Annotated in this window: 16 protein-coding genes; all 16 read left to right on the forward strand. The window is 40.8% G+C overall.

Annotated features, from left to right (window positions below):
* Positions 1-65 precede the first annotated feature (65 nt).
* The 16 genes from ADJ60_RS10195 to rplA all read left to right on the forward strand — a co-directional run bounded on the left by ADJ60_RS10195 (position 66) and on the right by rplA (position 15,225).
* Positions 66-845 carry an alpha/beta hydrolase gene (locus ADJ60_RS10195; RefSeq protein WP_049544821.1) on the forward strand — a complete coding sequence of 260 codons (780 nt, stop codon included), beginning with the start codon at positions 66-68 and terminating at the stop codon, positions 843-845.
* Positions 846-978: 133 nt separating this feature from the next.
* On the forward strand, positions 979-2,199 hold the full coding sequence (locus ADJ60_RS10200) for an aminoacyltransferase (protein WP_049544822.1): 1,221 nt from the start codon (positions 979-981) through the stop codon (positions 2,197-2,199).
* A 4-nt stretch (positions 2,200-2,203) separates the two neighbouring features.
* A complete protein-coding gene (locus tag ADJ60_RS10205; RefSeq protein ID WP_049544823.1) occupies positions 2,204-3,436 on the forward strand; it encodes an aminoacyltransferase in 1,233 nt (410 codons plus the stop codon).
* 78 nt (positions 3,437-3,514) lie between these two features.
* Positions 3,515-4,216, forward strand: a complete 702-nt coding sequence (locus ADJ60_RS10210; protein WP_049509485.1) for a M57 family metalloprotease — start codon at positions 3,515-3,517, stop codon at positions 4,214-4,216.
* A gap of 38 nt (positions 4,217-4,254) precedes the next feature.
* Positions 4,255-6,096, forward strand: a complete 1,842-nt coding sequence (gene uvrC / locus ADJ60_RS10215; RefSeq protein WP_049544824.1) for an excinuclease ABC subunit UvrC — start codon at positions 4,255-4,257, stop codon at positions 6,094-6,096.
* Entirely contained in the window at positions 6,093-6,947 is an 855-nt protein-coding gene (locus tag ADJ60_RS10220; RefSeq protein WP_049544825.1) for a metallophosphoesterase family protein, read from the forward strand. Before uvrC ends, ADJ60_RS10220 begins: the two co-directional genes overlap by 4 nt.
* 173 nt (positions 6,948-7,120) lie before the next feature.
* Positions 7,121-7,726, forward strand: a complete 606-nt coding sequence (locus ADJ60_RS10225) for a nitroreductase family protein (RefSeq protein WP_000670166.1) — start codon at positions 7,121-7,123, stop codon at positions 7,724-7,726.
* 13 nt (positions 7,727-7,739) lie between these two features.
* Positions 7,740-9,140: a dipeptidase PepV gene (gene pepV, locus ADJ60_RS10230; protein ID WP_049544826.1), complete on the forward strand. Its 1,401-nt coding sequence runs from the start codon at positions 7,740-7,742 to the stop codon at positions 9,138-9,140.
* Between the two features lie 53 nt (positions 9,141-9,193).
* Positions 9,194-9,784 carry a uracil-DNA glycosylase family protein gene (locus ADJ60_RS10235; RefSeq protein WP_049544827.1) on the forward strand — a complete coding sequence of 197 codons (591 nt, stop codon included), beginning with the start codon at positions 9,194-9,196 and terminating at the stop codon, positions 9,782-9,784.
* A complete protein-coding gene (locus ADJ60_RS10240; RefSeq protein ID WP_049544828.1) occupies positions 9,781-10,068 on the forward strand; it encodes a rhodanese-like domain-containing protein in 288 nt (95 codons plus the stop codon). Before ADJ60_RS10235 ends, ADJ60_RS10240 begins: the two co-directional genes overlap by 4 nt.
* Positions 10,069-10,239: 171 nt before the next feature.
* Positions 10,240-11,565 carry a branched-chain amino acid transport system II carrier protein gene (gene brnQ / locus ADJ60_RS10245; protein ID WP_001074581.1) on the forward strand — a complete coding sequence of 442 codons (1,326 nt, stop codon included), beginning with the start codon at positions 10,240-10,242 and terminating at the stop codon, positions 11,563-11,565.
* Positions 11,566-11,662: 97 nt separating this feature from the next.
* A complete protein-coding gene (locus tag ADJ60_RS10250) occupies positions 11,663-12,700 on the forward strand; it encodes a M42 family metallopeptidase (RefSeq protein WP_049544829.1) in 1,038 nt (345 codons plus the stop codon).
* Between the two features lies 1 nt (position 12,701).
* Positions 12,702-13,172: an HIT family protein gene (locus ADJ60_RS10255; protein ID WP_049544830.1), complete on the forward strand. Its 471-nt coding sequence runs from the start codon at positions 12,702-12,704 to the stop codon at positions 13,170-13,172.
* A 2-nt stretch (positions 13,173-13,174) separates the two neighbouring features.
* Positions 13,175-13,891 (forward strand): LD-carboxypeptidase LdcB/DacB, encoded by a 717-nt coding sequence (gene ldcB / locus ADJ60_RS10260; RefSeq protein WP_049544831.1) that lies wholly within the window; start codon positions 13,175-13,177, stop codon positions 13,889-13,891.
* 121 nt (positions 13,892-14,012) lie between these two features.
* On the forward strand, positions 14,013-14,438 hold the full coding sequence (rplK, locus tag ADJ60_RS10265) for a 50S ribosomal protein L11 (RefSeq protein WP_001085807.1): 426 nt from the start codon (positions 14,013-14,015) through the stop codon (positions 14,436-14,438).
* 97 nt (positions 14,439-14,535) lie between these two features.
* The gene (gene rplA / locus ADJ60_RS10270; RefSeq protein ID WP_001085675.1) at positions 14,536-15,225 is read left to right on the forward strand and encodes a 50S ribosomal protein L1; all 690 of its coding nucleotides are present in this window, start codon (positions 14,536-14,538) and stop codon (positions 15,223-15,225) included.
* Positions 15,226-15,775 lie beyond the last annotated feature (550 nt).

Below are 15,775 nucleotides of genomic sequence, written 5' to 3' on the forward strand. Positions count from 1 at the left end.
GTTGAAATAAATAGAGAGAAAGTCGAATTTCGGCTTTTTCTTATAGAAAAATAGAGGAAAAAATTATGGCAGTAATGAAAATCGAGTATTACTCACAAGTTTTGGATATGGAGTGGGGAGTGAATGTTCTTTACCCCGATGCCAATCGAGTGGAAGAACCAGAGTGTAAAGATATTCCCGTCTTGTACCTTTTGCACGGGATGTCTGGTAATCATAATAGTTGGCTCAAGCGGACCAATGTAGAACGATTGCTTCGAGGAACTAATCTCATCGTTATTATGCCCAATACCAGCAATGGTTGGTATACAGATACCCAGTATGGTTTTGACTATTACAGAGCTTTAGCAGAGGAATTGCCACAGGTTCTAAAACGCTTCTTCCCTAATATGACTAGCAAGCGTGAAAAGACCTTTATCGCTGGCCTCTCTATGGGAGGCTATGGTTGTTTCAAATTGGCTCTTGCTACAAATCGTTTTTCTCATGCGGCTAGTTTTTCAGGTGCTCTTAGCTTTCAAGATTTTTCTCCTGAGAGCCAAGATTTGGGAACACCAGCTTATTGGAGAGGTGTTTTTGGAGAGATTAAAGACTGGACAGCTAGTCCTTATTCTCTTGAAAGTCTGGCTAAAAAATCGGATAAAAAGACCAAACTTTGGGCTTGGTGTGGCGAGCAGGATTTCTTGTACGAAGCCAATAATCTCGCAGTGAAAAATCTCAAAAAACTGGGATTTGATGTGACCTATAGCCATAGTGCTGGAACTCACGAATGGTACTACTGGGAAAAACAATTGGAACGGTTCTTAGCAACCCTACCAATCGATTTCAAATTAGAAGAGAGATTAAGCTAGTTTAGTTTGTATTACTCTTTCAATAACCATGTCTTCTATGGAATAGAAACTAAAATATGTTTTTACTAGACTTTCTAAACAAAAATAGTAGAATAGTAGTTAAATTCTATTATTGTTGGAAAGAGAGTAAGAGATGTATCGTTATCAAATTGGCATTCCCACATTAGAATATGATCAGTTTGTTAAAGAACATGAATTAGTCAATGTATTACAAAGTAGTGCTTGGGAAGAGGTTAAGTCTGATTGGCAACATGAAAAGTTTGGCGCCTACCGAGGAGATAAATTACTGGCTGCAGCTAGTATTTTGATTAAAACTCTTCCTCTAGGCTATAGAATGTTTTATATCCCAAGAGGTCCTGTATTAGATTATAAGGATGCTGAACTCTTGAACTTTGTTCTTCAATCCATTAAGTCCTATGCTCGAAGCAAGAGAGCGATTTTTGTGATTTTTGACCCAAGTATTTGCCTATCGCAAAGTTCAATCAAGCATGAAAAAATAGAATTTCCTGAAAATCTGGCTATTATTGATAGTTTGCAACAAATGGGAGTAAGGTGGTCAGGAAAAACAGAGGAAATGGGAGACACCATTCAACCTCGTATTCAGGCGAAAATATACAAGGAAAATTTTGAAGAAGATAAACTTTCCAAGTCAACAAAACAGGCTATTCGAACAGCACGGAATAAGGGGGTAGAGATTCAATTTGGTGGAACTGAATTATTGGAGTCTTTTTCCTTTTTGATGAAAAAAACCGAGAAGCGGAAAGAGATTCATTTGAGGAATGAAGCCTATTATAAAAAGTTATTAGATAATTTTAAGGACAAGGCCTATATCACCTTGGCAACCTTGGATGTCTCTAAACGTTCGCAAGAATTAGAAGAACAGTTAGCGAAAAACAGAGCCTTGGAAGAGACCTTTACTGAGTCGACTCGAACTTCAAAAGTAGAAGCGCAGAAGAAGGAAAAAGAACGTTTGTTAGAGGAATTGACCTTCTTGCAGGAATATATAGATGCAGGTCAAGCAAGAGTTCCTTTAGCGGCTACCTTGACTTTAGAATTCGGACAAACTTCTGTCAATCTATACGCAGGAATGGATGAAGATTTTAGACGATATAAAGCCCCTATTTTGACTTGGTATGAGACAGCTCAATATTCCTTTGAACGTGGCATTTTATGGCAAAATTTAGGAGGCGTCGAGAATGCTTTAGATGGTGGACTCTATCGTTTTAAAGCTAATTTTAATCCAACGATCGAAGAATACTTGGGTGAATTTACAATGCCTACCCATCCTCTCTATCCTCTGTTAAGACTTGCTCTTGATTTCCGTAAAACATTAAGAAAAAAACATAGAAAGTAAGTATATGGCACTAATTACACTCACGAAAGAAGAGTTTCAGGCTTATTCTGATCAGGTTTCTTCTCGTTCCTTTATGCAATCGGTCCAGATGGGGGACTTGTTAGAAAAAAGAGGAGCTCGAATTGTTTATCTAGCTTTGAAACAAGAAGGAGAAATTCAAGTTGCAGCTCTGGTTTATAGCTTACCTATGTTAGGTGGTTTGCATATGGAGCTCAATTCGGGGCCTATTTATACGAGAAAAGAATCCCTGCCAGTTTTTTATGCGGAGTTAAAAGAATATGCTAAGCAGAATGGTGCATTAGAGCTAATTGTAAAACCTTATGAAACTTACCAAACTTTTGATAGTGATGGTAATCCAATAGATGCTGAGAAAAAAAGTATTATTCAAGGTTTGACTGATTTGGGTTATCAATTTGATGGTTTAAAAACAGGTTACCCAGGTGGAGAACCGGATTGGTTATATTGTAAAGATTTGAATGAGCTAACTGAAAAGACCTTGATTAACAGTTTTAGTAAAAAGGGGAAACCTTTGGTGAAAAAGGCTGATACATTTGGTATTCAGTTGAAAAAATTAAACCGTGAAGAACTTTCGATTTTTAAGAATATAACAAAAGAAACCTCTGAACGTAGAGAATATAGTGATAAAAGTTTAGAATATTATGAGCACTTTTATGATTCATTTGGAGAACAAGCGGAGTTTGTAATTGCTAATCTAAATTTAGGAGAATATATACAAAATTTAATACATAAGCAAAAAGAATTATCTGAAAAAATAGCTACCTCATTACACTTATTAGAACAATATCCAGATTCTGCACAAAAGAAAAAAGAACACAAAGAGTTGGCTAGGCAGTATGAAAGCTTTGAAGTTCGAAAAGCAGAAGCACGAGAGTTGATTGAAAAATATGGAGAGAAAGATCTTGTCTTAGCAGGTAGTTTATTTATTTATATGCCTCAAGAAACGACCTATCTTTTTAGTGGTTCCTATACTGAGTTTAATAAATTTTATGCACCAGCTTTGCTTCAGAAATATGTTATGTTGGAAAGCATAAAACGTGGGATACCTAAATACAACTTCCTAGGTATTCAAGGGATTTTTGATGGTAGTGATGGTGTTTTACGTTTTAAACAAAATTTTAATGGTTATATTGTACGTAAAGCAGGAACTTTCCGTTATTATCCATCTCCCATAAAATATAAAGCTATTCAGTTACTTAAAAAAATATTAGGACGCTAAGATAAGAAAATCGGTCTTTAGGTTTCTTTCAGCTTGTTTTAGTAAAATAGCTTTTATTTGCTAGAAAGGTGGAGGGACATGCGCTGGATTTTTCGTTTGATAGGGGCTTTCTTTTCTTTTGTGTGGCGTTTGTTTTGGCGTCTAGTTTGGATAGTCGTGTTCTTATGTGCTCTTGCTTTCGGTCTTCTCTGGTATCTGAACGGGGATTTTCAAGGAGCGCTAAAGCAAGCAGAACGGTCAGTAAAGATTGGTCAACAAAGTATCGACCAATGGGAAAAAACAGGGCAACTGCCTAAGTTGAATCAGACAGATAGCCACCAACACTCTGAAGGAAGGTGGCCGCAGGCTTCTGCTCGTATTTACCTAGATCCCCAGATGGATTCACGCTTTCAAGAGGCTTATGTAGAAGCAATCCAGAATTGGAATCAAACTGGTGCTTTTAAGTTTGAACTGGTGACTGAGGCCAGCACGGCGGATATCTTGGCTACTGAGATGAATGACGGAGGTACTCCTGTGGCAGGAGAGGCAGAAAGTCAGACCAATCTCTTAACAGGGCAATTTTTATCCGTAACGGTGCGGTTGAATCACTATTATCTGTCCAATCCTAACTATGGCTATTCATATGAGCGCATTGTCCATACGGCAGAACATGAGTTGGGGCATGCGATTGGCTTGGACCATACAGATGAAAAGTCTGTCATGCAACCAGCAGGTTCCTTTTATGGTATCCAGAAAGAGGATGTTGAAAGACTTCGAAAATTATATGAGACCAATGAGTAGGGGACTAACTTTCCCTACTTTTTTGCTATAATGGAACTATGAATAACTTGATTAAATCAAAATTAGAGCTCTTGCCGACCAGCCCTGGTTGTTACATTCACAAGGATAAAAACGGCACCATTATCTATGTAGGAAAGGCTAAAAATCTGCGTAACCGCGTGAGGTCTTATTTCCGTGGAAGTCATGATACCAAAACAGAGGCCTTGGTGTCTGAAATTGTAGATTTTGAATTTATCGTTACTGAGTCTAATATTGAGGCACTTCTCCTAGAAATCAACCTGATTAAGGAAAACAAGCCCAAGTACAATATCATGCTCAAGGATGATAAGTCTTATCCCTTCATCAAAATCACCAATGAACGCTATCCTCGTTTGATTATCACCCGTCAGGTCAAAAAGGACGGAGGTCTCTACTTTGGACCTTATCCAGATGTGGGGGCAGCCAATGAAATCAAGCGACTACTGGATCGGATTTTCCCTTTTCGTAAGTGCACCAATCCGCCGTCTAAGGTCTGTTTTTACTACCATATCGGTCAATGTATGGCTCACACCATCTGTAAGAAGGATGAGGCCTATTTCAAGTCTATGGCTCAGGAGGTTTCTGATTTCCTAAAAGGGCAAGATGACAAAATCATTGATGACCTAAAGGGCAAGATGGAAATGGCAGCCCAGACTATGGAATTTGAACGTGCGGCGGAATACCGTGACCTAATTCAAGCCATTGGAACGCTTCGAACCAAGCAACGGGTCATGGCTAAGGATCTCCAAAATCGGGATGTCTTTGGCTACTATGTGGACAAGGGATGGATGTGTGTTCAGGTTTTCTTTGTTCGTCAGGGCAAGCTTATTGAGCGCGATGTCAATCTTTTCCCTTATTATAATGATCCGGATGAGGACTTTCTAACCTATGTAGGACAATTTTATCAAGAAAAATCTCACCTAGTTCCCAATGAGGTACTGATTCCGCAGGATATTGACGAAGAAGCTGTCAAGGCCTTGGTAGACACCAAGATTCTCAAACCCCAGCGTGGAGAGAAAAAGCAACTGGTCAATTTGGCTATAAAGAATGCTCGAGTCAGCCTAGAGCAGAAATTCAACCTGCTGGAGAAATCTGTTGAAAAGACCCAGGGGGCTATTGAAAATCTAGGACGCTTGCTCCAAATTCCCACCCCAGTTCGCATCGAGTCCTTCGATAACTCCAACATCATGGGAACTAGTCCTGTTTCAGCCATGGTGGTCTTTGTCAACGGAAAACCTAGTAAGAAGGATTACCGTAAGTATAAAATCAAGACTGTCGTCGGGCCAGACGACTATGCCAGTATGCGAGAAGTCATTCGCAGGCGCTATGGTCGAGTACAGCGTGACGGTTTGACTCCTCCAGATTTGATTGTCATCGATGGGGGACAAGGTCAAGTCAATATCGCCAAGCAGGTCATCCAAGAAGAACTGGGCTTGGATATCCCCATTGCAGGTCTGCAAAAGAATGACAAGCACCAAACCCATGAATTGCTCTTTGGAGATCCGCTTGAGGTGGTGGAGTTATCTCGCAATTCTCAGGAATTTTTCCTGCTCCAACGTATCCAAGATGAGGTTCACCGCTTTGCTATTACGTTCCACCGTCAACTGCGCTCCAAAAATTCTTTTTCATCACAACTGGATGGAATTGACGGTCTGGGACCTAAACGCAAGCAGAATCTCATGAAGCATTTCAAGTCTTTGACCAAAATCAAGGAAGCCAGTGTGGATGAGATTGTCGAAGTTGGAGTACCTAGAGCGGTTGCAGAGGCTGTGCAGAGAAAGTTGAACCCGCAGGAGGCAGAAGCCTTGCCTCAAGTGGCGGAAAAGAGAGTAGATTACCAAACGGAAGGAAAAACATCATGAACCATAAAATCGCAATTTTATCAGATATTCATGGCAATGCGACGGCGCTAGAAGCAGTTATTGCAGATGCTAAAAATCAAGGAGTCAGTGAATACTGGCTTCTGGGAGATATTTTTCTTCCCGGTCCCGGTGCAAATGACTTGGTCGCTCTGTTAAAGGACCTTCCTATCACAGCCAGTGTTCGAGGCAATTGGGATGATTGTGTCCTTGAGGCCTTGGATGGTGAATATGGTTTGGAACATCCACAAGAAATCCAGTCAATGCGAATGACCCAGTTTTTGATGGAGCGAATGGATCCTGCAACGATTGTCTGGTTACGAAGCTTACCTTTGCTGGAAAAGAAAGAGGTTGATGGGTTGCGCTTTTCTATCTCTCATAATTTACCTGACAAAAACTATGGTGGGGATCTACTGGTTGGGAATGATACAGATAAATTTGACCAACTGCTAGATGCGGGAACCGACGTGGCAGTCTATGGTCATGTCCACAAGCAGTTGCTTCGTTATGGAAGTCAAGGGCAACAAATCATCAATCCAGGTTCGATTGGTATGCCCTATTTTGATTGGGAGGCGTTAAAAAATCACCGTGCCCAGTATGCTGTGATAGAAGTTGAAGATGGGGAATTGGTAAATATCCTATTTCGTAAAGTCGCTTATGATTATGAAGCGGAGTTAGAATTGGCCAAGTCCAAGGGCCTTCCTTTTATCGAAATGTATGAAGAACTGCGTCGTGACGATAACTATCAGGGGCACAATCTAGAACTATTAGCAAGCTTAATAGAAAAGCATGGGTATGTAGAGGATGTGAAGAATTTCTTGGAGGCTATAAAGTCAGAATATAAGATAGACTAGTTCCTTTAAGTAACTGAAAATTAATTGGAACTGGATGAGGGGCTTCCTTATTTAAATGATTTTCTTCATTCGGTTGCTTATCCTTGTTCCAATTTCTTTCTATGAAAAATCTCTGCAAGCTCTTTCAAAATATGGTAGAATGGAAGTAGTAGAATTAGAAAAGGAAATCGATTATGAAATTTCTTGAATTAAATAAAAAACGTCATGCGACTAAGCATTTCACTGATAAGCCAGTTGATCCAAAAGATGTGCGTACGGCTATCGAAATTGCAACCTTGGCACCAAGTGCCCACAACAGCCAGCCTTGGAAATTTGTGGTAGTACGTGAGAAAAATGCCGAACTGGCAAAATTGGCTTATGGTTCCAACTTTGAGCAGGTATCATCAGCGCCTGTAACCATTGCCCTGTTTACGGATACAGACCTTGCCAAACGTGCTCGTAAGATTGCCCGAGTTGGTGGTGCTAACAATTTCTCAGAAGAACAACTTCAATACTTTATGAAAAATTTGCCAGCTGAATTTGCCCGTTACAATGAACAACAAGTTAGCGACTACCTAGCCCTCAATGCAGGTTTGGTTGCTATGAACTTGGTTCTGGCTCTTACAGACCAAGGAATCGGATCAAATTTGATCCTTGGATTTGACAAATCAAAAGTCAATGAGGTTTTGGAAATTGAAGACCGCTTCCGCCCAGAACTCTTGATTACAGTGGGATACACAGACGAAAAATTGGAACCAAGTTACCGCTTGCCAGTAGATGAAATCATCGAGAAAAGATAGAAAGAAGAAAAAAATGACAGCAATTGATTTTACAGTAGAAGTAGAAAAACGCAAAGAAGACCTCTTGGCTGACTTGTTTAGCCTTTTGGAAATCAACTCAGAACGTGACGATAGCAAGGTTGATGCTGAGCATCCATTTGGACCTGGGCCGGTAAAAGCCTTGGAAAAATTCCTTGAAATCGCAGACCGCGATGGCTACCCAACTAAAAATGTTGACAACTATGCAGGACACTTCGAGTTTGGTGATGGAGAAGAAGTTCTCGGAATCTTTGCCCACATGGACGTGGTGCCAGCTGGTAGCGGTTGGGACACAGACCCTTACACACCAACTATCAAAGACGGTCGCCTTTATGCGCGTGGGGCTTCGGATGACAAGGGACCTACAACAGCTTGTTACTATGGTTTGAAAATCATCAAAGAATTGGGCCTTCCAACTTCTAAGAAAGTTCGCTTCATCGTTGGAACAGACGAAGAGTCAGGCTGGGCAGACATGGACTACTACTTCGAGCATGTAGGACTTGCAAAACCAGACTTCGGTTTCTCTCCAGATGCTGAGTTCCCTATCATCAATGGTGAAAAAGGAAATATCACGGAATACCTCCACTTTGCAGGTGAAAATGCAGGTGTTGCCCGTCTTCACAGCTTCACAGGTGGTTTGCGTGAAAACATGGTTCCTGAATCAGCAACAGCAGTTGTTTCAGGTGACTTAGCTGACTTGCAAAGTAAACTAGATACTTTTGTTGCAGAACACAAACTCAGAGGAGAAATTCAAGAAGAAGCTAGTCAATACAAGGTGACGATCATTGGTAAATCAGCCCATGGTGCTATGCCTGCTTCAGGTGTCAATGGTGCGACTTACCTGGCCCTCTTCCTTAGTCAGTTTGACTTTGCTGGTCCAGCCAAAGACTACCTTGACATCGCTGGTAAAATTCTCTTGAACGACCATGAGGGTGAAAATCTCAAGATTGCTCATGTGGATGAAAAGATGGGTGCTCTTTCTATGAATGCCGGCGTCTTCCGCTTCGATGAAACAAGTGCTGACAATACCATTGCCCTTAACATCCGCTATCCAAAAGGAACAAGTCCAGAACAAATCAAGTCAATCCTTGAAAATTTGCCAGTTGCTTCTGTTAGCCTTTCTGAGCACGGTCACACCCCTCACTATGTGCCAATGGAAGATCCACTTGTGCAAACCTTGTTGAATGTTTATGAAAAACAAACAGGCCTTAAAGGTCACGAGCAAGTCATCGGTGGTGGAACCTTTGGTCGCTTGCTAGAACGAGGTGTTGCCTATGGTGCCATGTTCCCAGACTCAATTGACACCATGCACCAAGCCAATGAATTTATCGCCTTGGATGATCTCTTCCGAGCAGCAGCAATCTATGCCGAAGCTATTTACGAATTGATCAAATAAAACGATAGAAGTCTGAGATTGTATGCTTAGACTTCTTTTTGGAGGGAAAGTAGATGTCTCAAATTGAAAGAATCAAGCAGGCTATTATGTCAGATCCACAGAATGCCAGCTATACAGAGCGTGGCATTGAGCCTCTCTTTGCAGCGCCAAAGACTGCTCGCATCAATATCATCGGTCAGGCACCTGGACTTAAAACCCAAGAAGCAGGCCTTTACTGGAAAGATAAGAGTGGTGACCGCTTGCGCGACTGGCTAGGTGTGGATGAAGATACCTTTTACAATTCAGGATATTTTGCTGTTCTGCCTATGGATTTCTACTTTCCAGGGCATGGCAAGTCAGGTGATTTACCACCGAGAACTGGCTTTGCTGAAAAATGGCATCCACAGCTCTTGCAAGAATTACCAGATATTCAATTGACCCTCTTGATTGGGCAATATGCCCAGGCCTACTATTTACAGGAGAAAGTCAGTGGCAAGGTGACAGAACGGGTAAAACACTACCAGAACTACTTGCCAACCTATTTTCCACTAGTTCATCCCTCACCGCGAAATCAAATCTGGATGGCTAAAAATCCTTGGTTTGAGTCAGAAGTGGTGCCGGATTTGAAAAAAAGAATTAAAACTATTTTAGGAGAAAAAGAATGAAAGAAATTTCTTTTGACGCATTTTACCAGCTTTACCAAAACGACCAACTTTCTTTAGTGGACGTGAGAGAAGTGGATGAGTTTGAAGCTCTTCATTTAGAAGGTGCTCAGAATCTTCCTCTGAGTCAATTGGCTGATAGCTATAATCAGTTGGACAAGGACCAGTTACATTATGTTATTTGTAAATCTGGAATGAGATCGGCGCGCTCTTGCCAATTCTTATCAGAACAAGGTTATGAGGTTATCAATGTCCAAGGTGGCATGATGGCCTTTGAAGAACTTTAAACATTACAATTTTCTCCTACTTGGTGTAATCTCGGTAGGAGAATTTTATTTTTAGATAATTCTTATTTTTAAGAATCTTGAAAACATTCAATATTTACTTCGTGAAGCTTTTTTCATACTCCTATTCATGATATACTAGGTCAGTATTTTATAAATATGAAGGAGATTTTCATGGCTAAAAAAGGTGCCTTAACAGGTTTACTCCTGTTTGGAATATTTTTTGGTGCGGGGAACTTGATTTTTCCGCCTTCTCTAGGTGCTCTATCTGGAGAACATTTTCTTCCTGCCATCGCAGGTTTTGTCTTTTCAGGTGTCGGTATCGCCGTCTTGACTCTTATTATTGGAACGCTCAATCCTAAAGGATATATCTACGAGATTTCTACAAAGATAGCGCCTTGGTTTGCGACTCTTTACCTCTCAGTTCTTTACTTGTCAATTGGTCCATTCTTTGCTATCCCACGTACTGCTACAACAGCTTACGAAGTAGGGATTAGCCCCCTTTTGTCGGATGCAAATAAAGGGCTTGGCTTGATTGTCTTTACCGTGCTTTACTTTGCGGCAGCCTATTTGATTTCGCTCAATCCATCAAAAATCTTGGACCGTATCGGCCGTATTTTAACGCCAGTCTTTGCGATTTTGATTGTTATCTTGGTTGTTCTGGGAGCTTTCAAATACGGTGGAACAAGTCCTCAAGCTGCTTCAGCTGCTTATCAAGCTTCTGCTTTTGGTACAGGATTCTTAGAAGGTTATAATACTTTGGACGCCCTTGCCTCAGTTGCCTTCAGTGTAATCGCAGTTCAAACCTTGAAACAACTTGGATTTTCAAGTAAGAAGGAATACATTTCAACTATTTGGGTGGTTGGTATCGTTGTTGCCCTTGCCTTCAGCGCTCTTTACATCGGTTTAGGTTTCCTTGGAAATCATTTCCCAGTACCTGCTGAAGCGATGAAGGGTGGAACACCAGGTGTTTACATCTTGTCACAAGCCACTCAAGAAATCTTTGGCTCAACAGCCCAACTCTTCCTTGCAGCCATGGTTACCGTAACCTGCTTCACAACAACGGTTGGTTTGATTGTGTCTACAGCTGAGTTCTTTAATGAACGTTTCCCACAAATCAGCTATAAGGTTTATGCGACAGCCTTTACCTTGATTGGATTTGCTATTGCCAACTTGGGTCTTGATGCGATTATCAAGTACTCAATCCCTGTACTGGTTATCTTGTACCCAATCACGATTGCTATCGTAATGATTGTCATTGTCAACAAATTTGTGGCTCTTTCAAAACCAGGTATGCAGTTGACAATTGCTGTTGTTACAGCTATTGCCATTGCAAGCGTATTAGGAAGCTCGTTTAAGGTTGAGTTTCTTGCAAACCTTGTCAACGCTCTTCCTTTTGCCAAGGCATCTCTCCCATGGTTGGTACCAGCTATCGTTGGAATCTTGCTCTCATTGGTTCTACCAAACAAGCAAGAAAGCGATGTTTTTGAAATGGAATAATCACTAAAATCACTTTTGTGGTCAAGTCTACAAGAGTGATTTTCTTTTTTTATCCGATGATAAATGTGTTATAATAGGTAGCAAAAGAGGTGAAGAAATGAATCAAACAGTAGAATATATCAAAGAACTGACAGCCATTGCGTCGCCAACGGGCTTCACTCGGGAGATTTCGGACTATTTAGTCAATACTCTAGAAGGTTTTGGTTACCAGCCGGTTCGCACAGCTAAGGGCGGTGTCAATGTGACCATCAAAGGTCAAAATGATGAAGAGCATCGCTATGTGACTGCCCATGTAGATACGCTGGGTGCTATTGTCCGTGCTGTTAAACCAGACGGCCGTCTCAAACTGGATCGTATCGGTGGCTTTCCTTGGAACATGATTGAAGGTGAAAACTGTACCGTTCATGTGGCTAGCACAGGTCAAAAGGTATCAGGAACCATCCTTATCCACCAAACTTCTTGCCATGTTTATAAGGATGCAGGAACTGCAGAACGCACGCAAGACAATATGGAAGTGCGTTTGGATGCAAAAGTAACCAATGAAAAAGAAACTCGTGCCTTGGGGATTGAAGTTGGTGATTTCATCAGCTTTGATCCACGAACCGTCGTGACAGAGACAGGTTTTATCAAGTCTCGTCATTTGGACGATAAGGTCAGCGCAGCGATTTTGCTTAACCTGCTTCGTGTTTATAAGGAAGAGAAGATTGAATTGCCTGTAACAACCCATTTTGCTTTTTCTGTTTTTGAAGAAGTGGGGCATGGGGCTAATTCTAACATTCCTGCTCAGGTAGTCGAATATCTGGCTGTGGACATGGGAGCCATGGGTGATGACCAGCAGACAGATGAGTACACAGTGTCCATCTGTGTCAAGGATGCTTCAGGTCCTTATCACTATGACTTCCGTCAACACTTGGTTGCTTTGGCGAAAGAGCAAGACATTCCATTTAAGCTGGACATCTATCCATTTTATGGTTCGGATGCTTCAGCGGCTATGTCTGCAGGGGCAGAAGTCAAACATGCTCTGCTTGGTGCGGGTATCGAGTCTAGTCATTCTTATGAGCGCACTCATATTGACTCGGTGGTCGCAACAGAGCGTATGGTTGATGCCTATCTCAAGAGCGCATTGGTAGACTAATATGTGCCTTATTTGCCAGAGAATTGAGCTCATCAAGAAGGGAGAAAATCCCTATTTTGTCAAAGAGTTGGAAACAGGCTATCTTGTGATTGGAGACCACCAGTATTTTGCAGGCTATAGTCTCTTTCTAGCCAAGGAACATGTCACCGAATTGCACCATTTGAAAAAGGAGACAAGACTCCGTTTTCTAGAGGAAATGAGTTTGGTGCAAGAGGCAGTTGCCAAGACCTTTACTGCTGAGAAAATGAATATCGAACTGCTAGGAAATGGTGATGCCCATCTCCACTGGCATCTTTTTCCTAGACGAACAGGTGATATGAATGGTCACGGTCTCAATGGACGTGGACCAGTCTGGTGGGTTCCCTTTGAAGAAATGATAGCAGAAACCTGCCAAGCAAAACCGGATGAGATTAAAAGATTAGTCAAACGTCTATCGTTAGAAGTAGATAAACTATTAGAAATAAAGGAGTAGAAATGAAAAAAAGATACCTAGTCTTGACAGCCTTGCTAGCCTTGAGTCTAGCAGCTTGTTCACAAGAAAAAGCAAAAAATGAAGATGGCGCAGCTAAAACAGAACAAACAGCCAAAGCTGATGGAACAGTCGGAAGTAAGTCTCAAGGAGCTGCCCAGAAAAAAGCAGAAGTAGTTAACAAAGGAGACTATTACAGTATTCAAGGGAAATACGATGAAATCATCGTAGCCAACAAACACTATCCATTGTCTAAAGACTATAATCCAGGGGAAAATCCAACAGCTAAGGCAGAGTTGGTCAAACTCATCAAAGCTATGCAAGAGGCAGGTTTCCCCATTAGCGACCATTACAGTGGCTTTAGAAGTTATGAAACTCAGACCAAGCTCTATCAAGATTATGTCAACCAAGATGGGAAGGCAGCAGCTGACCGTTACTCTGCCCGACCTGGCTATAGTGAGCACCAGACAGGTTTAGCCTTTGATGTGATTGGGACAAATGGTGATTTGGTGACAGAAGAAAAAGCGGCCCAATGGCTCTTGGACCATGCGGCTGATTATGGTTTTGTTGTCCGTTATCTCAAAGGCAAGGAAAAGGAAACAGGCTATATGGCTGAAGAATGGCACCTTCGTTATGTCGGAAAAGAAGCAAAAGAAATTGCTGCAAGTGGTCTCAGTTTGGAAGAATACTACGGCTTTGAAGGCGGAGATTATGTCGATTAAAAATAAACTTTTCTCTTGCAATTCTAGATAAATAGTGTATAATAGATGAGTATGTGTAAAGCATACTTGTGGGAGGTAAAAATCTTTAATTACCGCCAAAACCACAAAGGAGGATTTAAAAATGGCTAAAAAAGTCGAAAAACTTGTAAAATTGCAAATCCCTGCTGGTAAAGCTACACCAGCTCCACCGGTTGGACCTGCTCTTGGTCAAGCTGGTATCAACATCATGGGATTCACAAAAGAGTTCAACGCTCGTACAGCTGACCAAGCTGGTATGATCATTCCAGTTGTTATCTCAGTTTACGAAGATAAATCATTTACTTTCATCACTAAAACACCACCAGCTGCTGTTCTTTTGAAAAAAGCTGCAGGTGTTGAAAAAGGATCAGGTACACCTAACAAAACTAAAGTTGCTACAGTTACTCGTGCGCAAGTACAAGAAATTGCAGAAACTAAGATGCCAGATTTGAACGCAGCAAACGTAGAGTCTGCAATGCGTATGATCGAAGGTACTGCTCGTTCTATGGGATTCACTGTTGTTGACTAATCAATAACACCCCCAATATAACCCGCAAGACTTCATCATTTCGAGAAGTGACGTGGGAGATGAAAATCGATTGAACCACTTACAAGGAGAATAGAAAATGGCTAAAAAAAGCAAACAACTTCGTGCTGCTCTTGAGAAAATCGACAGCACAAAAGCATACAGCGTAGAAGAAGCTGTAGCACTTGCAAAAGAAACTAACTTTGCAAAATTTGACGCAACTGTAGAAGTTGCTTACAACTTGAACATCGACGTTAAAAAAGCTGACCAACAAATCCGTGGAGCAATGGTATTGCCAAACGGTACTGGTAAAACTTCACGCGTTCTTGTTTTCGCACGTGGTGCAAAAGCTGAAGAAGCAAAAGCTGCTGGTGCAGACTTTGTTGGTGAAGATGACCTTGTTGCTAAAATCAACGACGGTTGGTTGGACTTCGACGTAGTTATTGCTACACCTGACATGATGGCTCTTGTTGGACGTCTTGGACGTGTCCTTGGACCACGTAACTTGATGCCAAACCCTAAAACTGGTACTGTAACAATGGATGTTGCAAAAGCAGTTGAAGAGTCTAAAGGTGGTAAAATCACTTACCGTGCTGACCGTGCAGGTAACGTTCAAGCAATCATCGGTAAAGTATCATTTGAAGCTGAAAAATTGGTTGAAAACTTCAAAGCTTTCAACGAAACAATCCAAAAAGCAAAACCAGCTACAGCTAAAGGAACTTACGTAACAAACTTGACTATCACAACTACTCAAGGTGTTGGTATCAAAGTTGACGTAAACTCACTTTAATCAGTAGTTTATATCAGAGAACGAGTGCGAAAGTGCTCGTTTTTTTGTCTTTAGTTATTGATTCTAAAGAATCGATGTGGCTTCATTCGTTTTTTCTTTTATGACTTATGAGAAAAATTTAGAGAAAGTTTTGTATTCTATTATTGAAATTGTTGAGGTTACGGGATAAAATCCGAACGTTTTTTTCTAGAGGTATTAATGGTAGATGTATAGATAAGTGTATAGATTCTTAAAAATATTAACACAAGCTTATAAAACGGCCTTAAATATAATATTTAGGTTATAAAAAAATGAAAACATAAAATATTCAATTGAAAGATGAAGGTGAAAAACCGTACGTTATATTCGGATATTTGTTTAAAAACTCATCAAATAAAAATATTATTTAATGAGATTTAAAAAAATTAAATAAAAAGCGAAAGATTTATAAGAGATTTGACGATTCAAAATAAAAAGTGCTTGGAAAATATTTGAAAACATGGTATTATAATTATGCATGTAAATTGTGGATGATAAAAATTCCTCTTTTAAGTTTTAAGAGAGGAATTTT

It is taken from the genome of Streptococcus pseudopneumoniae, from assembly GCF_001076775.1.
In the GTDB taxonomy this organism is placed as follows: domain Bacteria; phylum Bacillota; class Bacilli; order Lactobacillales; family Streptococcaceae; genus Streptococcus; species Streptococcus pseudopneumoniae_G.

Coding starts and splice junctions, on each gene's coding strand:
- ADJ60_RS10195 (WP_049544821.1), top strand. CDS start 66: ATGGCAGTAATGAAAATCGAGTATTACTCACAAGTTTTGGATATGGAG.
- ADJ60_RS10200 (WP_049544822.1), top strand. CDS start 979: ATGTATCGTTATCAAATTGGCATTCCCACATTAGAATATGATCAGTTT.
- ADJ60_RS10205 (WP_049544823.1), top strand. CDS start 2,204: ATGGCACTAATTACACTCACGAAAGAAGAGTTTCAGGCTTATTCTGAT.
- ADJ60_RS10210 (WP_049509485.1), top strand. CDS start 3,515: ATGCGCTGGATTTTTCGTTTGATAGGGGCTTTCTTTTCTTTTGTGTGG.
- uvrC (WP_049544824.1), top strand. CDS start 4,255: ATGAATAACTTGATTAAATCAAAATTAGAGCTCTTGCCGACCAGCCCT.
- ADJ60_RS10220 (WP_049544825.1), top strand. CDS start 6,093: ATGAACCATAAAATCGCAATTTTATCAGATATTCATGGCAATGCGACG.
- ADJ60_RS10225 (WP_000670166.1), top strand. CDS start 7,121: ATGAAATTTCTTGAATTAAATAAAAAACGTCATGCGACTAAGCATTTC.
- pepV (WP_049544826.1), top strand. CDS start 7,740: ATGACAGCAATTGATTTTACAGTAGAAGTAGAAAAACGCAAAGAAGAC.
- ADJ60_RS10235 (WP_049544827.1), top strand. CDS start 9,194: ATGTCTCAAATTGAAAGAATCAAGCAGGCTATTATGTCAGATCCACAG.
- ADJ60_RS10240 (WP_049544828.1), top strand. CDS start 9,781: ATGAAAGAAATTTCTTTTGACGCATTTTACCAGCTTTACCAAAACGAC.
- brnQ (WP_001074581.1), top strand. CDS start 10,240: ATGGCTAAAAAAGGTGCCTTAACAGGTTTACTCCTGTTTGGAATATTT.
- ADJ60_RS10250 (WP_049544829.1), top strand. CDS start 11,663: ATGAATCAAACAGTAGAATATATCAAAGAACTGACAGCCATTGCGTCG.
- ADJ60_RS10255 (WP_049544830.1), top strand. CDS start 12,702: ATGTGCCTTATTTGCCAGAGAATTGAGCTCATCAAGAAGGGAGAAAAT.
- ldcB (WP_049544831.1), top strand. CDS start 13,175: ATGAAAAAAAGATACCTAGTCTTGACAGCCTTGCTAGCCTTGAGTCTA.
- rplK (WP_001085807.1), top strand. CDS start 14,013: ATGGCTAAAAAAGTCGAAAAACTTGTAAAATTGCAAATCCCTGCTGGT.
- rplA (WP_001085675.1), top strand. CDS start 14,536: ATGGCTAAAAAAAGCAAACAACTTCGTGCTGCTCTTGAGAAAATCGAC.